28 protein-coding genes are annotated in these 13,766 nt (G+C 70.6%); 3 read left to right on the forward strand and 25 right to left on the reverse strand.

Annotated features, from left to right (window positions below; translation table 11 throughout):
• Positions 1-104 precede the first annotated feature (104 nt).
• The 3 genes from ACFYQA_RS08380 (at position 105) to ACFYQA_RS08390 (ending at position 1,170) form a co-directional block, all read left to right on the forward strand.
• On the forward strand, positions 105-401 hold the full coding sequence (locus ACFYQA_RS08380; protein WP_388913366.1) for a helix-turn-helix domain-containing protein: 297 nt from the start codon (positions 105-107) through the stop codon (positions 399-401).
• Positions 394-807, forward strand: coding sequence for a DUF6221 family protein (locus ACFYQA_RS08385; protein ID WP_388913369.1), 414 nt, complete (start codon positions 394-396; stop codon positions 805-807). The genes ACFYQA_RS08380 and ACFYQA_RS08385 overlap by 8 nt, the downstream gene beginning before the upstream one ends.
• A gap of 165 nt (positions 808-972) precedes the next feature.
• Positions 973-1,170 (forward strand): hypothetical protein, encoded by a 198-nt coding sequence (locus ACFYQA_RS08390; RefSeq protein ID WP_388913372.1) that lies wholly within the window; start codon positions 973-975, stop codon positions 1,168-1,170.
• 86 nt (positions 1,171-1,256) lie between these two features.
• Here the strand turns inward: ACFYQA_RS08390 and ACFYQA_RS08395 are convergent, their stop codons facing one another.
• The 25 genes from ACFYQA_RS08395 to ACFYQA_RS08515 form a co-directional block, all read right to left on the reverse strand.
• On the reverse strand, positions 1,257-1,502 hold the full coding sequence (locus ACFYQA_RS08395; RefSeq protein ID WP_388913375.1) for a hypothetical protein: 246 nt from the start codon (positions 1,500-1,502) through the stop codon (positions 1,257-1,259).
• A gap of 19 nt (positions 1,503-1,521) precedes the next feature.
• Positions 1,522-1,860 carry a hypothetical protein gene (locus ACFYQA_RS08400; protein ID WP_388913378.1) on the reverse strand — a complete coding sequence of 113 codons (339 nt, stop codon included), beginning with the start codon at positions 1,858-1,860 and terminating at the stop codon, positions 1,522-1,524.
• Positions 1,857-2,603, reverse strand: a complete 747-nt coding sequence (locus ACFYQA_RS08405) for a hypothetical protein (protein WP_388913381.1) — start codon at positions 2,601-2,603, stop codon at positions 1,857-1,859. The genes ACFYQA_RS08400 and ACFYQA_RS08405 overlap by 4 nt, the downstream gene beginning before the upstream one ends.
• A gap of 98 nt (positions 2,604-2,701) precedes the next feature.
• Positions 2,702-3,022 carry a hypothetical protein gene (locus tag ACFYQA_RS08410; protein WP_388913384.1) on the reverse strand — a complete coding sequence of 107 codons (321 nt, stop codon included), beginning with the start codon at positions 3,020-3,022 and terminating at the stop codon, positions 2,702-2,704.
• Positions 3,023-3,203: 181 nt separating this feature from the next.
• Positions 3,204-3,386 (reverse strand): hypothetical protein, encoded by a 183-nt coding sequence (locus ACFYQA_RS08415; protein ID WP_388913386.1) that lies wholly within the window; start codon positions 3,384-3,386, stop codon positions 3,204-3,206.
• Between the two features lie 2 nt (positions 3,387-3,388).
• On the reverse strand, positions 3,389-3,607 hold the full coding sequence (locus tag ACFYQA_RS08420; RefSeq protein WP_388913389.1) for a hypothetical protein: 219 nt from the start codon (positions 3,605-3,607) through the stop codon (positions 3,389-3,391).
• Complete coding sequence (locus ACFYQA_RS08425) at positions 3,604-4,011, reverse strand: hypothetical protein (protein ID WP_388913392.1); 408 nt, start codon at positions 4,009-4,011, stop codon at positions 3,604-3,606. Before ACFYQA_RS08425 ends, ACFYQA_RS08420 begins: the two co-directional genes overlap by 4 nt.
• The gene (locus ACFYQA_RS08430) at positions 4,008-4,274 is read right to left on the reverse strand and encodes a hypothetical protein (protein WP_388913394.1); all 267 of its coding nucleotides are present in this window, start codon (positions 4,272-4,274) and stop codon (positions 4,008-4,010) included. The genes ACFYQA_RS08425 and ACFYQA_RS08430 overlap by 4 nt, the downstream gene beginning before the upstream one ends.
• Positions 4,271-4,528: a hypothetical protein gene (locus ACFYQA_RS08435; protein WP_388913397.1), complete on the reverse strand. Its 258-nt coding sequence runs from the start codon at positions 4,526-4,528 to the stop codon at positions 4,271-4,273. Before ACFYQA_RS08435 ends, ACFYQA_RS08430 begins: the two co-directional genes overlap by 4 nt.
• On the reverse strand, positions 4,525-4,962 hold the full coding sequence (locus ACFYQA_RS08440; protein WP_388913400.1) for a hypothetical protein: 438 nt from the start codon (positions 4,960-4,962) through the stop codon (positions 4,525-4,527). The genes ACFYQA_RS08435 and ACFYQA_RS08440 overlap by 4 nt, the downstream gene beginning before the upstream one ends.
• Before the next feature lie 47 nt (positions 4,963-5,009).
• Complete coding sequence (locus tag ACFYQA_RS08445; RefSeq protein WP_388913402.1) at positions 5,010-5,372, reverse strand: hypothetical protein; 363 nt, start codon at positions 5,370-5,372, stop codon at positions 5,010-5,012.
• A 75-nt stretch (positions 5,373-5,447) separates the two neighbouring features.
• On the reverse strand, positions 5,448-6,092 hold the full coding sequence (locus tag ACFYQA_RS08450; protein WP_388913405.1) for a hypothetical protein: 645 nt from the start codon (positions 6,090-6,092) through the stop codon (positions 5,448-5,450).
• Between the two features lie 123 nt (positions 6,093-6,215).
• On the reverse strand, positions 6,216-6,365 hold the full coding sequence (locus ACFYQA_RS08455; RefSeq protein ID WP_388913408.1) for a hypothetical protein: 150 nt from the start codon (positions 6,363-6,365) through the stop codon (positions 6,216-6,218).
• Positions 6,362-8,266, reverse strand: coding sequence for an AAA family ATPase (locus tag ACFYQA_RS08460; RefSeq protein WP_388913411.1), 1,905 nt, complete (start codon positions 8,264-8,266; stop codon positions 6,362-6,364). Before ACFYQA_RS08460 ends, ACFYQA_RS08455 begins: the two co-directional genes overlap by 4 nt.
• A gap of 11 nt (positions 8,267-8,277) precedes the next feature.
• The gene (locus tag ACFYQA_RS08465; RefSeq protein ID WP_388913414.1) at positions 8,278-8,595 is read right to left on the reverse strand and encodes a hypothetical protein; all 318 of its coding nucleotides are present in this window, start codon (positions 8,593-8,595) and stop codon (positions 8,278-8,280) included.
• Entirely contained in the window at positions 8,595-9,398 is an 804-nt protein-coding gene (locus ACFYQA_RS08470) for a DUF2303 family protein (protein WP_388913417.1), read from the reverse strand. Before ACFYQA_RS08470 ends, ACFYQA_RS08465 begins: the two co-directional genes overlap by 1 nt.
• Before the next feature lie 3 nt (positions 9,399-9,401).
• Positions 9,402-9,767 (reverse strand): hypothetical protein, encoded by a 366-nt coding sequence (locus ACFYQA_RS08475; protein WP_388913420.1) that lies wholly within the window; start codon positions 9,765-9,767, stop codon positions 9,402-9,404.
• A 102-nt stretch (positions 9,768-9,869) separates the two neighbouring features.
• Complete coding sequence (locus tag ACFYQA_RS08480; RefSeq protein WP_388913423.1) at positions 9,870-10,250, reverse strand: hypothetical protein; 381 nt, start codon at positions 10,248-10,250, stop codon at positions 9,870-9,872.
• The gene (locus tag ACFYQA_RS08485; RefSeq protein ID WP_388913426.1) at positions 10,247-10,546 is read right to left on the reverse strand and encodes a hypothetical protein; all 300 of its coding nucleotides are present in this window, start codon (positions 10,544-10,546) and stop codon (positions 10,247-10,249) included. Before ACFYQA_RS08485 ends, ACFYQA_RS08480 begins: the two co-directional genes overlap by 4 nt.
• Positions 10,543-10,812, reverse strand: a complete 270-nt coding sequence (locus tag ACFYQA_RS08490) for a WhiB family transcriptional regulator (RefSeq protein WP_388913429.1) — start codon at positions 10,810-10,812, stop codon at positions 10,543-10,545. Before ACFYQA_RS08490 ends, ACFYQA_RS08485 begins: the two co-directional genes overlap by 4 nt.
• A complete protein-coding gene (locus tag ACFYQA_RS08495; protein WP_388913432.1) occupies positions 10,809-11,444 on the reverse strand; it encodes a hypothetical protein in 636 nt (211 codons plus the stop codon). Before ACFYQA_RS08495 ends, ACFYQA_RS08490 begins: the two co-directional genes overlap by 4 nt.
• A complete protein-coding gene (locus tag ACFYQA_RS08500; RefSeq protein WP_388913435.1) occupies positions 11,441-11,734 on the reverse strand; it encodes a hypothetical protein in 294 nt (97 codons plus the stop codon). Before ACFYQA_RS08500 ends, ACFYQA_RS08495 begins: the two co-directional genes overlap by 4 nt.
• Entirely contained in the window at positions 11,731-12,249 is a 519-nt protein-coding gene (locus ACFYQA_RS08505; protein WP_388913438.1) for a hypothetical protein, read from the reverse strand. The genes ACFYQA_RS08500 and ACFYQA_RS08505 overlap by 4 nt, the downstream gene beginning before the upstream one ends.
• On the reverse strand, positions 12,249-13,001 hold the full coding sequence (locus ACFYQA_RS08510; protein ID WP_388913441.1) for an exonuclease domain-containing protein: 753 nt from the start codon (positions 12,999-13,001) through the stop codon (positions 12,249-12,251). Before ACFYQA_RS08510 ends, ACFYQA_RS08505 begins: the two co-directional genes overlap by 1 nt.
• Complete coding sequence (locus tag ACFYQA_RS08515) at positions 12,998-13,765, reverse strand: ERF family protein (RefSeq protein WP_388913444.1); 768 nt, start codon at positions 13,763-13,765, stop codon at positions 12,998-13,000. The genes ACFYQA_RS08510 and ACFYQA_RS08515 overlap by 4 nt, the downstream gene beginning before the upstream one ends.
• Between the last annotated feature and the right edge of the window lies 1 nt (position 13,766).

Here is a 13,766-nt window from a genome sequence, read left to right on the forward strand (position 1 = left end):
CCGGGCCGGGGGCTTTGTGCATTGGCAGCGTCGGGCTGCTTGTTGATGACTGTAGGGGTCCCCTACAGTGAGCGCAAGCGGCCCACCGAAACGAAGGGCCCGAAATGAGTGATGAGGAGGTGCGCCGCGTGTCGGACGCCCTTGACGCGATCGAGCGGATTGCGGACTTGGAGCAGCGGGTCAGGGCGAAGAGTCAGGTGATGGCTGCCCAGGCTGAGCGCAACAAGGAGTGGTCGCAGGAGCGGGACGAGCTGGTTCGCCGGCTGAATGAGGAGGAAGACCTGTCGTACCGGCAGATCGCGGCGCGCCTCGGGATCAAGTTGTCCACGGTGCAGGCGGTGTTCCGCGGCTACAAGGGGTCGGGGACGACGCGGCCGAAGGTGGAGAAGTCGGATGGATGAGTTGGTGCGGTGGCTCGGGCAACAGCTCGACGAGGACGAGCGGGACGCGGAGGCGCGGCGCGGCATCTTCCCGTCACCGGGCGTGCGCGAAGACGGCTCGGTCGCCCTGCACGTCCGGCCGGGCGGCAACATGGCGATCACCTGGTACCGCAACCCGGCCGAGGGCTGGGACGACATGGCCAAGCTGCGGAACTGGGCGGACACCGAGAACGGCTGGACGCAGGAGAGGGTGCTGCGCGAGATCGACGCGAAGCGGCAACTCGTCGCCGAACACGCACTCAATGGCTGGGTCTGCTCCACCTGCGACAACGGGGAGGTCGGCCAGGTCTTCCCCTGCCCGACGCTTCGTCTCCTCGCTCTGCCGTACGAGGACCGGCCGGGCTACCGGGACGACTGGCGGCCGTAGCCCGAACCTCCGTCTCGGCTGGTCGAGACGGAGGCTCCGGCCCGCCGCACCCGTCAGAGGACAGCGGGCCGCGCGCGGTTCGGGATTCTCCCGCCACCGCCTCATCACATGCTGCATCGTGAGATGCAGCCAAGGGGCCACGAGGCCCAACGGAAGGAAATCCTCATGGACTTCACGCCCGGATACGGCCAAGGCGTCGACTCAACGGTCCACCGCACCAACCCCGATCACGACGCGCTCTGCGGGGAGGAGACCACCACCGTGGGCGACGCCGAAAGCGCCAGCGACCTCGTCAGCAACCACGGCTACCAGTCCTGCTACCGCTGCGACAGCATCGTGGACCGGGCGGCGCTGACCCGGTAGAAGCCCAACCAGCGTCAGAGTCAGCCCTGTTGCCCTTGTCGGGCGGCGGGGCTGACGTCGTCTGGGCGGGCGCTCGACCGGCGCGGCTACGGCATGTCTCCGCGCCACTCCCACCGGCCGGCCTGGTTGCCGGGTTCGTAGTCGGCGCGGCCGCCGGGCCCGTGGGCGCCCTGCTCGGTGATGAGCAGGGCGCCGTCGCGTTGTTCGGCGGGGCTCAGGTCGGTGACGTCGTACAGCTGGCCGTCGAGCGGGCCGCCCAGGAGCTCGACGTACTCCCGGCCGGGGAGGGGGCCTTGCTCGGGGTCGGTGTGGTCGTGGCCGTAGACGCGCATGCCTTGCAGAATGCCACGGTCACGCACTCCCCAGCTGGGCCGCCAGGTCGAAGCTGAGGTCAGCGAACGCCATCCCGCCCGGACCGCCCATGCTGATGGGCAACACCAGCATGAGGTCCTCTCCCTCGACAAACTGGGTGCCGCTGCCCTGCATGGTCAGCCAGTAGCGGGTGACCAGCCGTCGGTCCGGGTCGTAGATGGCCACGACGTCGCCGTCCTCGATGGAGCCGCTCGTGCGCATGGTGGCGCGCGCTTCTACGCAGAGGGCCCCGTTGGCGAAGGTGATCTGTGTGACGGCGAGTCGGTGGTCGACGCCTCGGCGGGCGTCCTGGATGACGATCGTGCCGAGCGTGGTCATGCTGCCACCATCCCGCTTTCCGTCCAGATGCGTCCGCAGCCGGTGCAGTGCGCCACCGGCAGCCGGCCCTCACCGCCGTGCACGTCGATCCGGCCCCCGCACGCGCACGGCTGCTCCAGGGTGCGGCGTTGGGCGGCGATGTCGAGGGCCCGCTCGACACGGTCCGCAGCGCCGGCGGCGACGGTCCCGATGCGGCGTTCCTCGTCGTCGGTGATGCGCCGGCACGGGCCCGGCTTCCGCTCCACTCGGGCGAGGAGCCAGAGTGCGGCGTACGGGGCGGTGCGTCGGCCGGTCCAGCGCCAGCGGCGGAGGTCGTGTTCGTCGGCGAGCGCGAGTTGCTGCTGTCGCTGACGCTCCTGGTGGGCGATGCGGGCCTCGCGCAGCGTCCGGTAGTCCGCCTTGCGGGCCGCGGGGACGGTGATCGGGGCGCGTTGGGCGGCGGCCGCGATGTCGTCGGCGCAGGCGATCAGGGCGGCCTCGACGACGCGCATGGTGTCGAGGATGGTCAGGCGGACCGGCACCGGGCGGTTGCCGAGCTGGATCGGGTCCCGCTCCAGGCTGCGGAGGTGGGCGGCCTGGTGGTGTTCGTACTCGAGCTGCTCGGCGTCGGCCTGGTCGAGTCGGGCGAGGTAGCCCTTCAACCCCAACCCGAAGGCGCCGTACTGGGCGGGGGCGCCTGCGGCTTCGTGGAGGTCGTTCCAGTGGAGGACGCAGGTGCGGAGGTGGGTGGCGGTGGTGGTCATCGTGGCTCCGTGGTGCTGGTGGGGCGGCGTATCGTGATGGCCACCGGATGGGGCGTGCCTGGCCTGGGGAGGTCTGTGGGCGCGCCCCTTCGTCATGCTCAGGCGTTCGCGGGCTGCTCGGCTGCGGCGCTCTCGACGGTCGGCTCGTCGAGATAGACGCACCGCTGGTTGTCGAAGTCCCAGAGCGTCCCGGGCATGGAGCAGTCTGGCCCGACCCGGTGGGCGTCGACGAACACGAAGCGGCGCCGGGCCTCGGCCATGTGCGGGTCGCAGGCGAGTCCGACGTCCCCGTCGGTGTTCCACATGATGTGCCAGGTGGCGTCGGTGGGGCAGTCGGTAGCTGGGGTGTCGTCGGGCGAGTGGCCGCACTTCTGGCCCCGGACGTCGACGAAGCGACCTAGTGGGGCGAATGGGTCCATGGTCACTGCTCCTTCGTCATGTCTCAGTCGTCGGCGATGATCAGGCTGGCGATGCCGAGTCAGGTGAGCACTGCGGCGATGACGCCGATGATCGCGGCGAGTTGGCCGTCGGTGGTGAGGCCGTAGGTGACGCCTCCGGAGATGGCGCCGAGGACGACACCGAGGATGAAGCGGGGCATGGTCACTGTTCCTTGGTCTGTCGTTCGCGCTGCTCGAACAGGTCCCGCAGGGCCTCGTTCAACTGCTGGTCGAGGGCGGTCCGGCGGGTCTCACGCTCGATGGCGCGCATGTCGGTGATGAGGGCGGCGAGGTACCAGCCGATGAGCTGGACGGCGGCGATGAGGGCGAGTTGCCAGATGGGCATGGTCAGTGCCTCCTTGGGGGTGGTCCGTACGGTGACTGCCAGGCGGGTCGGACCGGTCGGCCGTCCTGGTCGATGACCCGGGGCCGGGCGGTGGTCACCGACGTGTCGCGGTCCGGGACGGGGTCGTGCTCCGGCTCGACTTCGTGTAGCTCGACGTTGGTGACGTCGGGGAGTTCGTGCCATTCGCCGTCGTCGCCGAGGATCTCCAGGCGGGCGGTCACGGCTGCTGCTCCTTGGGCTGGCCGGCGGGCGGTCGGATCGCGTCGTGCAGCTCGACAAGCCGCGCGTCCCACCAGCGGGCCATCGACGTGCCGAGCGGCGGCGGTCCGGTCTTCACCCACTGCTCGTACAGGTCGATGACGCGGGTGACGTCGGCCTCGGCGGACCGGTGGAGTCCGGTGAAGACGCGGGTGGTCTTCTCTCGCTCCTCGTCGGGCTGGTCGGTGTCGTCGAGGGCGCGGGCGGTCGGGCACGGCCAGGGGGCGGAGAGCCGTCCGAAGTCCTCGGTGCAGGTGGTGCAGTGGTCGCCGTCCTGCTGGTGCAGGGCGCGGACGCGGTCGAGCTGGTCGTAGAGGGCGTCGAGTTCGTCGCTGGTGATCGAATCGACGGCGTGACGGGCGCTCATGCTGTGCGGCTCCTGGTCGTGTCGGTGGTGCCGGGGTCGAGGGGCTGGGCGTCGGCGTCGGCTGCGGCCTTCAGTGCGGCGTGCCGGGCCTGCTGCCGCTGGTCTTCGGTGTCGTAGGTGGCGGCGACGGTCAGGAGGATCGCGGCGGCGACCATGCCGGGGATGACGAGGTAGGGGTGGTGGGTGGCGGAGTAGCCGGCGCTGGCGGCGGAGATAAAGGCGAGGGCGCGGCAGGCGCGGGCGGTACGGCGGGCGGGGGTCATGCCGCCTCCTGGTAGTTGTGGTCGGCTGTGCGCTTGTTGTGGCGTCTGAGGCGGGCTCGGGTGTGGGTTCGGGCCCTGATGTGCCCGTGGGCCCAGGAGGGGCCGACTGTGGCGCGCCAGAGGGCTCGTGTGGCCCACGCGCCGGTCGCGGCGAGGGTGAGGAGGGTGATCGCGCCGACGAAGGCGAAGACGAGGAGCCAGGCCGCGAAGGCCCAGCCGAGGATGAGGGCGGTGTCGATGGCTTCGGCTATCACGGCGTGGCCCCGTCCTCGGTGGGGATGGTCTTGCCGAGGAAGTGCAGGGCGGCGGCGTGTCGGTGGTCGTCGGGTTCAGGTTGGGCGGGCTGTGTCTCGTCGGCCAGCAGCTCCCGCAGTACCTCGGCCACGTGGTGCGGGCCGACGGGGTGCTCGGCGGGCCAGCCGTCCGGGCCCTGTTCCTGGCGCCGCATCCGGGAGAAGGGATTGCCGAGCTCGGTGTAGCGCTCAGTCAGGGTGGCTTCGAGACGGGCGGGAAGGTCGGCGGGCGGCAGCGGGGCGGCAGACGGAGCGGGGGCTGCCCACCAGCGGCATCCACGGTCGTCAGCGTGGCTGCCCTGGTGGTCCGGGCGCAGGACGCATTCCGTGCGAGGGGTAGTGAGCAAGGTCTGGGGTGACAGGTTGCCGCAGTGCTCACGAGGCTGGTCGGTCATCGGTGGTCCTTTCGGGGGCTGCCCAGGGCAGGACAGCCGGGATGAGGTCAGGCGGCGGCGTTGATCCGGCGGGCGACGGTCAGGGCGTGCGGGCTGGGGCCGATCTGCACGGCGTCCACGGCCGCGGCCTCCAGCCACTTGGCGAGCGCCTCACCGACGCCGGGGTGCATCACGGCGATGTACGCAGCGTCAGCCCACACGTTCCGGGCCTCGTCCCACGGCTCATGGCTCATGGACGGCAGCCACGCCCGGAGTTCGGTGGTGTTCCGCTCGCCGGACAGGACGGTCGCGGTGTGGCCGTACTGCCCGAGGTGGGTGTCGTGCTGGCGCCACGGGCCGGGGGTGGCGTTGGTGGCGAGAGCGCGCAGCTTGTCGGCGGCGGCGGTGAGTTCGTCGGCGGGTGTGGTCATGGGGTGCTCCTCAAAGGGCGGATACAGTGCCGGACACCGGCCGCCCGCAACTCGACTGCGGGCGGCCGACCTTGTTCAGCGGCAGATGGCGCACACGTGGAAGGCATCCGTCGACTCGTGGCAGCGGTCGACGCAGCCGCGGCAGTACGGCGTCCCGGTCTGCTGCGCCTTGCCGTCGAAGCGGGTGTCGGACGGGTCGAACGACTGCCGACACTGGCCGCACGCCCCGGCCGGCTTCTCCTCGGCGGCCGGGACCGTGGCGGCGCGCTGCATCTGCTCGTGCAGGGCCTCACCGACCGCGGTCACCAGGTAGTCCCGCGCCTCGTCGTGCATGTCGGGGTGGAAGGCGAAGTGCACGCGGACGATCGGCTGCTCCCCGGCGCTCCAGGTGAGTTGGTGGGCGTCGGGCTGGAGGCCGTCGGCGCCGAGGTTGACGGCCCACTCGGACACGTCAGCCGCCCCGTTGATCAGGCCGTGGATCTTCTCCTGAGCCTCGCCGTAGGCGGTGTAGTCCTCGTCGTCCTCGTCGTCCTTCTCGATGACGAGGAGCTGCCTCCAGGTGCGCGCGCTGCCGTCCTCGGTGGTCTCGACGGACGGCACCCAGGCGTCTTCCATCTGCTCGCCGACGCCCACGTAGTCGGGGTCCTCGGTGAGGATGGCGTGCTGGCGGGAGGCCTCGGCGCGGAGGTCGTCGTTGGTGTAGGGCTGCTGGTTGGTCACGGTGTTCTCCTCAGGTTCGGTGGGGCGGGTTCCTGCGCGCGGGTCCGGTGGTAACCGGGTCCGGGGCGCGGTGTTGTGGGTGGGTGGTTTGCGTGTGGTTGGTGTGTATCCGGATGACCGCGCTCAGGCGGTGCGGCGCATCCAGTGGCTGGGGTCGTTGCCGGTGCCGCAGCAGGTCGGGCAGTTCCCGGTTTCGGGGTCGCAGCCGTTGCAGCCGGTGCCGTTGCACTCGGGGTGGGCGCCGTCGCCGTGGCAGGTGCGGCAGTCGTTCATGCGGTGTGCCTTTCGGTGTGGTTGTGCTGGGGGTGGTCGGGTCGGTCGGGGTGGCTGCCGGTCTCGGGGTCGCAGCCGACGTGGGTGGTGTAGCCGCGGTCAGCACGGAAGTCGGGGAGGGGGTGGTCGCAGATGGTGCAGAGGGGGTTCGGGGGGGTGTTGTTTTCCCTGGCCTCCCCCACACCTCCCCCCTCCCTAGAGGGGGAGCGGGGGGAGGGAGGTTTTGATGGGGCATCCCCCGGGCCTCCCCCGGGGTTTGGGGGGAGGTTTGACGTGGGGTTTTGCCGGAACTCCCCGGGACTCCCCCCTTGATCGCGGGGGAGTTGGCTTTCAAGATCGCGGGGGAGGTCCGGGGGGAGGTTATTTAGGGGCGATTCGGACACCGCTCCGGCTGTACTGTCGGTCATGTCCGGGTCTGCCCCAGACTGGGCGTCCGAATTGACATCCCCCGTCCCGGTATAGGCCTCGTCGAAGCTGTTCCGCTGCTTCCGGATCCGGACGGCTTCCTCGACCTTGTCCTTCCGCATCTGGATGCTGTACTCGGCACACCACTTGATGACCCGCGGGCTGCCCCACTTCACCGGCACCTGCGCCTTGTCGAGGACCCGGACGAGCCACTCCGGGCTCCCCTTGATCTCCTCCGGCCGCCGGTAGTCGAGGGACTCCAGCACGATCGACGTGACCGGCCGGCCGTCCGGCTTGGCCTCACCGTCGAGGGTGACCACCTTCAACCCGAACTGGATGTCGCCGGACTCCTCGTCGTCCTTCTGCTTGCCGACCTTGACGGTGACGACGATGTTCTTGGCGTTGTCGCCCTTCTTCGACACGTGAAGCTCGGACTGCAGGGCGCCCTTCGCCGAGGATGCGCCGCGGCCGTGCTCGCCGACGTGCCCGGTGTGGTGGATGACCAGGACGCAGGCCTGCGTGGCGCGGCGCAGCTCCTCGATCCGCTCGATGACGACGCCGACTTCGGTGTTGGAGTTCTCCTCGACGCCGACCGAGACGCGGGCCTGGGTGTCGATGACGATCATCTGCGGGGCCAGGCGGCGCATCGCTTCGATGAGGGTGTCCCACTCGGGCCCCATCGCCTGCACGGGGCGGGGGAGGAAGAGGACGTTGCCCATCTTCAGCCCGTAGTGCTTCTCCCAGGCGCGGACGCGTTTGCGGATACCGCGGGCGCCTTCTGCGACGAGGTAGACGACGGTGCCCTGGCGGACGTGGTGGCCGTGCCACTTCATGCCGGTGCCGACGTGCCCGGCGAGGTCGATGGTGACGAAGGACTTCATGTGCCCGGACGGGCCGATGATCCGGGCCAGGGAGTCGAGGTGGAGCAGGTCGCCGACGAGGGGTTCGAGGGCGGGCATGTTGTCGAGACTGGACGCGTCGAGGAGTTCAGCGAGCAGGGCGTCGGCGGGGTCTCCGGAGCGGCCGGCGGCGCGTTCCTTCTGCCGCTTGAGGTAGTCGTCGATGAAGGTGACGGCGCGGCCGGGTTCGGCTTCGGGGCCGGTGGCCTGCTGGACGATGCGGCGGCCGAGGTCGGCTTCGGCGCGGAGTTCGGCGCGGCGGCGGACTTCCTGGGCGTAGTAGAGGGGGTCGCCGCCGTAGTTGCCGAGCTGGGCGACGTAGCCGGTGCCGCCGGCGCGGCGGAGTTCCTTGCGGTTGTCGAGCTCGATGCGCAGGGAGATCGGGTTGACGGGGCCGCCTTCGTCGTAGAGGTGGCCGATGACGTCCCAGATGAGTTCGTGGGCGGGGAGCGCGAAGTCGGTGCGGTTGAGCGTGTTGCGTAGGGCGGGGATTTGCTTGGGCTCGTGCATGCATCCGCCGAGGACGTACCGCTCAGCCTCATGCTGGTCGGGGCCGTCTTGGTCCGCCTGGTGCGGGATGTGGCGGACGATGTCCACGGGCGGTCTCCTCAGAAGAGCGTGGTCGATGCTGCGGGCGGGCAGTTGTGGCTGGTGAGGTGCTGGTGGGGGCAGTCGGGTGGGTGCCGGTTGTGGGTCCAGCGGAGCCGGAGCGGTCCGTACTGCCTGCGGGGCAGGCACCAGACGAGGTTGTTCGGGGTGCGGTGCTTGAGGGCCTCGGTGTAGGGGAGGCGGGTGTCGGCCGGGGGGAGGGTGACGGCCGCGCGGAGGGCCGCGGTGTCACCGACCCACTGGGTGAGGAGGGGTCGGCCGCAGGCAGGGCAGCGCGAAGTGTCGGCTCCGCTCCGCCTGCGGCCGGCCCCGGCCATCAGGCCGCGGTCCCGTTCATGACCGGGACGTCGATCTGCTCGCCGATCGCCTTCACCACGTCGGCGAACGCGGTGGTGCGGATCTCGTCGGGCCGCTCGAGCTTGTAGCCGAGGCGGAGCCCGTTCTGTCCGATGCGGTGGCGGAGGCGGGCGGTGAGCCGGTAGCCCTCGCTGCCCTCGAACGGCACGAGGCCGATGATGAACGTCTCGGGGACGGTCAGCTGGCCCTTCTGCCCGGCCTTGGTCGTCTGGGTCTCGACGTACTGGAACTGGCGCTGCCCGGAGGTGAGTCGGGTGGCGGACTGGAAGTCGACCTTCTGCGCGGCCTGGAAGGACTGGGCGATCTCCAGCATGTCCGCGGCCGCCGGCTCCAGGAGTTCGGGGAGGTGGTCCTCGAGGAACTCGGCGAACGCCTCCTGGTCCATCAGTTCGCCGTCCAGGCGCAGCCACTGCTTCCAGGCGGTGGTCTCGCGCAGGGCGAGGTGGAGGCGGTGTCCGGCCCAGCGGGCGCTGTCGGCCTGGTGGGCGTCGAGGACGGCGGTGATGGTGAGGCGGTCGCTGTCGGCGTAGACCTCGGAGGCGGTGTCGTGGTGCTTGTCCCAGTAGGCGAGGAAGGACTGGGCGTCGCGGACGGTGGTGGTGCCGGTCTTGCGGGTGGGCTGGTCCTTGTGCTGGTCGCCGGTGAGGTCGACTTCCCGGATGCCGCCCGGGGTGTGGAAGGCGTAGTACTTGCCGGGCTCCAGTTCGGCCGGCGGGGCGGTGCGCAGCGCGGTGTCGACGATGGTCTGGGCGTTGTCGGTCACGGGTCAGGCCTTCTTGTAGTCGGTGGTGGTGGGGGCGGTGCGGAACTCGATGGACATCTGGCGGGGGTCGTCGCGGACGGGCTGGCCGTCGTCGTCGAGGAAGTAGAGGCTCTTGACGGGGGTGGGCTTGGGGGCCTTGACGGTGGACTCGACGCCGATGGGCATGGGGGCGGAGTCGACGCCGTTGGCGGGGGGTTCGACGACGATGGTGATGGTCATCTGGCCCTTTTTGCCGTGGGTGCGGACGGCGTCGAGGAGGGTGTGGAATTCGGCGCTGAGTTCTTCGTCGGTGCGGCCGTTGAGGTGGCTGGCGATGAAGGCGGCGACGGGGGCCTGCTGGATTTCTCCGGTTTCGGGCTGAACGGTCACTGGGTGGTGCCTTTCTGCTTATGGGTCTGGCGTTGTGGGTGTGTGGCTCTGGGGGTGGGCCCGCCCCGCCAGGGGGAAGTCGGGGCGGGCCCGGGTGGGTGGTCAGAGGTTGCGGAGCACGACCTTCGACAGCGCCATGACGAAGCTGTCGCGGTCGGCGTCGGTCATGTCGGGGTGGAAGGCGAAGTGGAGGCGGACGCGGGGGCGGTCGCCGTCGCCGGGGTCGACGCCGAGCTGGACGGTGTGGCCGGTGGGCTCGAGACGGTCGGCGCCGAGGTTGACGGCCCACTCGGAGGTGTCGGCCGCGCCGTCGAGGAGGCTGACCAGCTCGTCGCATGCCTCGTCGATCACCTCGGGCGCGGCCTGCGCCCACTTGCGCTTGGCTGCCGGGCGGATCCTGTCGTCGGTGTCGCGGGCGGCCCTGGCGTGCAGGCGGGCGGCCTCGGCGCGGAGGTCGTTGTCGGTGTACGGGGAGTCGCTCATGAGGTGGTTCCGTTCTGGTGGTTGTCGACTGCGGCCTGGGCGGCGCGGTAGGCCTGCGGGTTGGAACGGCGCTTCCCGCTCGCGACGGCCCGGGCGTCGTGCACCCGGCTGTCGTTCAGCGGGGACGGCGTGGTCCATGCGGCGGCCGGCATGCCGGGCCCGGGCGGGGCCTCGGGGAGACCCTTAAGGGCGTTCGGGGTGTGGGCGGGGCAGCACGGGCCGGTGAGGTACGGGCGGACGTCCTTCGTGGAGTGGCAGTGGCGGCGTTCGGCTCCGATCCAGTGCGTGCAGTTCACGCCGCCTCCCGCATGTCCGACTTGGCGCGGCTGGTGAAGCGGCGGCGGCGCTGGCGGAGTTCCGTCTGGGTCATCCCGCCCCAGACGCCCCACTTCTCTCCGGACGTGATCGCCATCTCGGCGCACTGCGGGCGGACGGGGCAGAGCGCGCAGATGCGCTTTGCCGCGGCTACCTGTTCCACGGCGTGGTGGCCCTCGGCGTAGAAGGCGCGGGGGTCGACGCCGGCGCAGGCGGCTTCCTGGAGCCAGGTGGTGTCGGGGATCATCGGGCGGTCACCGCCGCTCGCTCCGGCCAGCGCACCGAGTCCAGCGCCCGCCGACGGTCGTCCGGTACGACCGCGAGGGGCCAACCGAGCCAGTGCAGGCCCATCGCCATGAGGATGTAGGCGTCGGCCTCGTCGTACTTCGCCAGGCCCTCCGTGACCACCCCGTACGTCTCGGCAACGGCCTGCCGGACAACGGCCTTCAGCGGCTCGCCCTTCAGCCGGACCCCGGTCTCGGAGTCCTTCGGGGCGGCGGTGCCGACGGCGTAGATGATCCGGTGGTCCGGGTTCACCACGGCGTACGGGATGCGGCGCTTCCACAGGTCGTGGCGGACCATCCACCGCATCGCGGAGAGGGCGTCGGCCCCGTTGTTGTTCTTGGAGAAGGCGGGGCCTTCGATGACGACGAAGTCGGCGTGCCGGATGTGGTCGGCGATGCCGGTGAGCTGCTGCTCGAAGCGGGAGTGCTGGCTGGCTCCCTTGGCGCGGACGTGGTCGGTCCAGCCTTCTCCGGCGATGCCGGTGGTGCCCATGGCGACGTCGAGGCCGATGACCTTGGGGATGGGGCCGGTGGGCCGGGGCCCGGCCGCCGTGGTGGCGGCCGAGGCCTCGGTGAGGTCGAACAGGGCGGTCACTTCGCCCCCTCTCGGGTCTGGAAGGACATGGGGTCGGGGCTGAGGTTGAGGCAGGTCATGCACCGGAACTCGCGCGTCACCCGCGTCCGGAAGTGGGTCGTAACCTGCCGCTCCGTCGCGCACAGGGCGGCGGTCTTGTCGAGGGCCTCCACCGCGGGCAGCGCCGGACCGGCGGCCCGGTGACGCCCGGCCGGCCTCGGCTTCGGCGTCGCCCAGTACCGGGACATGAGGGCCGCCCCGGACCCCATCACGACGACCGCCCCACCGAGAGCCGCAGCGAACTGACTCACGACGACGTCCCCTTCCGGTCGATGTCCTGCCGGGTGGCTTGCCAGTTCTGGCCGGCCAGCACCGCGGGGTCGTCGAGGCCGAGCGTGTCGTCGAGACGCTGCTGGAGGCGGTCCGCGCGCTTCTTCTCCGCCGTGTGGTCCTTCATCCACTCCTCCGCGGCCTCCCGGGTCCGCTTGGCGTCGGCGATGAGCTGGTCCCAGTTCAGGTGCCGCATCTGCTCCCCGAGCGCGTCGGCGAGCGCGGTGCGGTGGATGTCGTGCTCGATCAGGACGTCGGACACCGTGCGGCGGCCGTCGTACTCGGCGAGCCGGGCCTGAGCGTCGGTCAGGTCGCCGGTGAGGCAGCCGTTGACGATGCGGGTCGCGGCGAGTTCCTCGGCGAGCCGGTTGTGTTCGCGCACCACCTCGTCGTGCCGCTCCTCGGTGGCGAGGACGCGGCGCCGAAGCGCGGCGATTTCGTTCTGCGCGGCGGCCAGCTCCTGCTCGCGCCGGCGGCGGGAAACTAATCCGAACATCACTGGCCCTCCGTCCGCGCGATGAGCGGCCAGGAGCCGTCGATCACCTTGTTCGGGTCGCCGCCCTGCTCCGGCGTGGCCCGGGTGCGGAACCACTCCTGGAGGCCGGCCTGCTGCTCTGCCCGCCACGCCTTCTGCGCGGCGAACAGCTGCTGCGGGCCCATGGTGTTGAGCTGCGGGTATCGGTCGAACTGCGCCTCGGCGATGAGGAGCGCGGCCAGGGCGTCGGCCTCGGCGGTGTGCCAGTCGGTCAGCTGCACGCCGTACCGCTCGCAGGTGGGCTTCAGCTTCCGCATACCGGAGCCCTTCACGTACTTGTCGACCTGCTTGTCGATGACGTGCGGGTCCACTAGTGGCATCGGGAGGTCCGAGTACTCGGCGAGGCGCTCCTCGACGGTGGGCAGCCCGTTGCGCACGAGGTCGTGGTGGAGGATCGACCAGTCGAAGGACTGGTTGAACGCCACGATCGGCATGCCCCATACGGCTGCCTGGAGCAGGTTGGTGGCGATCTCGTCGAGGGCGGTCTTCGGGTCCTGCCCGTCGGTCCGCACCATCTCGTCGGTGATGCCGTGGACTTCGGAGGCCTCGGCCGGGATCGGGATGCCGGGGTTGATGAGCCAGGAGAAGAGTCGGTCTTCCCGGCCGCCGCCGCGGACGATGAACGCGGCGGTGACGATGCGGTCTTCGAGCGGGTTCGGGCCCGTTGTTTCGGTGTCCCATGCGGCCTTGCGGACGTCGGTGAAGGTGCTCACTCGGCACCCCCGGCAGCACGCTCCTTGCCGATCCGCACGACCATCGCGCCGATCTGCTCTTCCTCGCCCACCTCGTTCGTCACCAGCGCGCCCAGCTGACGCGTCGTGCCCAGCTCGTGGTGGATCTGCCGCAGCCGACCGGCGCTCGTGTGCGGGTTGCAGATCTCGTCCAGGTAGCTGGCCGCCGGCCGCACCGGCGACTCCGCCCGCTCGAACTGCGCCGCGTCCGCGTCCCGGTCCTCCGTCGGCACCAAGCCGTTGTTGATGAGGAGCGTCCGCAGGGCGATCGACTGCGCCTTCGGGGTCGACCGGCCGCCGGAATCCGACGCCTCGCCCGCGGCCTGCGAGTCGAAAAACGACCCGTCAGGGCCGTAGATCCGGAACGTCACCAGGGCGGTGCACTCGCGCATCCGGCCACCGCTGCTGGTGGAGATGTCGCGGTACTCGGTCTCGACCTTGTGCTGGATCACCAGCACGCCGTGCTTACGGCAGGCTGGCCCGAAGGCGTTCAGTGCGGTCTCGATGCCGCGGAAGTTGAACCGTCCGGCCCGTCCGCCGTCGAAGCGCTCGTTCTTGCCGATGGAACGGACCTCGCCCATCACCCGGGACCAGGCGATGACGGCGCTGGCGGACTCGGCGTCCTTGCTCAGGTCTCCGAGGTCCGGCTCGGTCAGGTTCGGTGCCTCACGCACCTCGACGCTCGCCGACTCGTTGTCGTCCAGCGTCCGGCCGGCCGCGGCTGCTGCGTTCTCGCGCAGTCCCATG

The sequence above is a fragment of the Streptomyces sp. NPDC005774 genome, assembly GCF_042871645.1.
Classification (GTDB): Bacteria; Actinomycetota; Actinomycetes; order Streptomycetales; family Streptomycetaceae; genus Streptomyces; species Streptomyces pratens.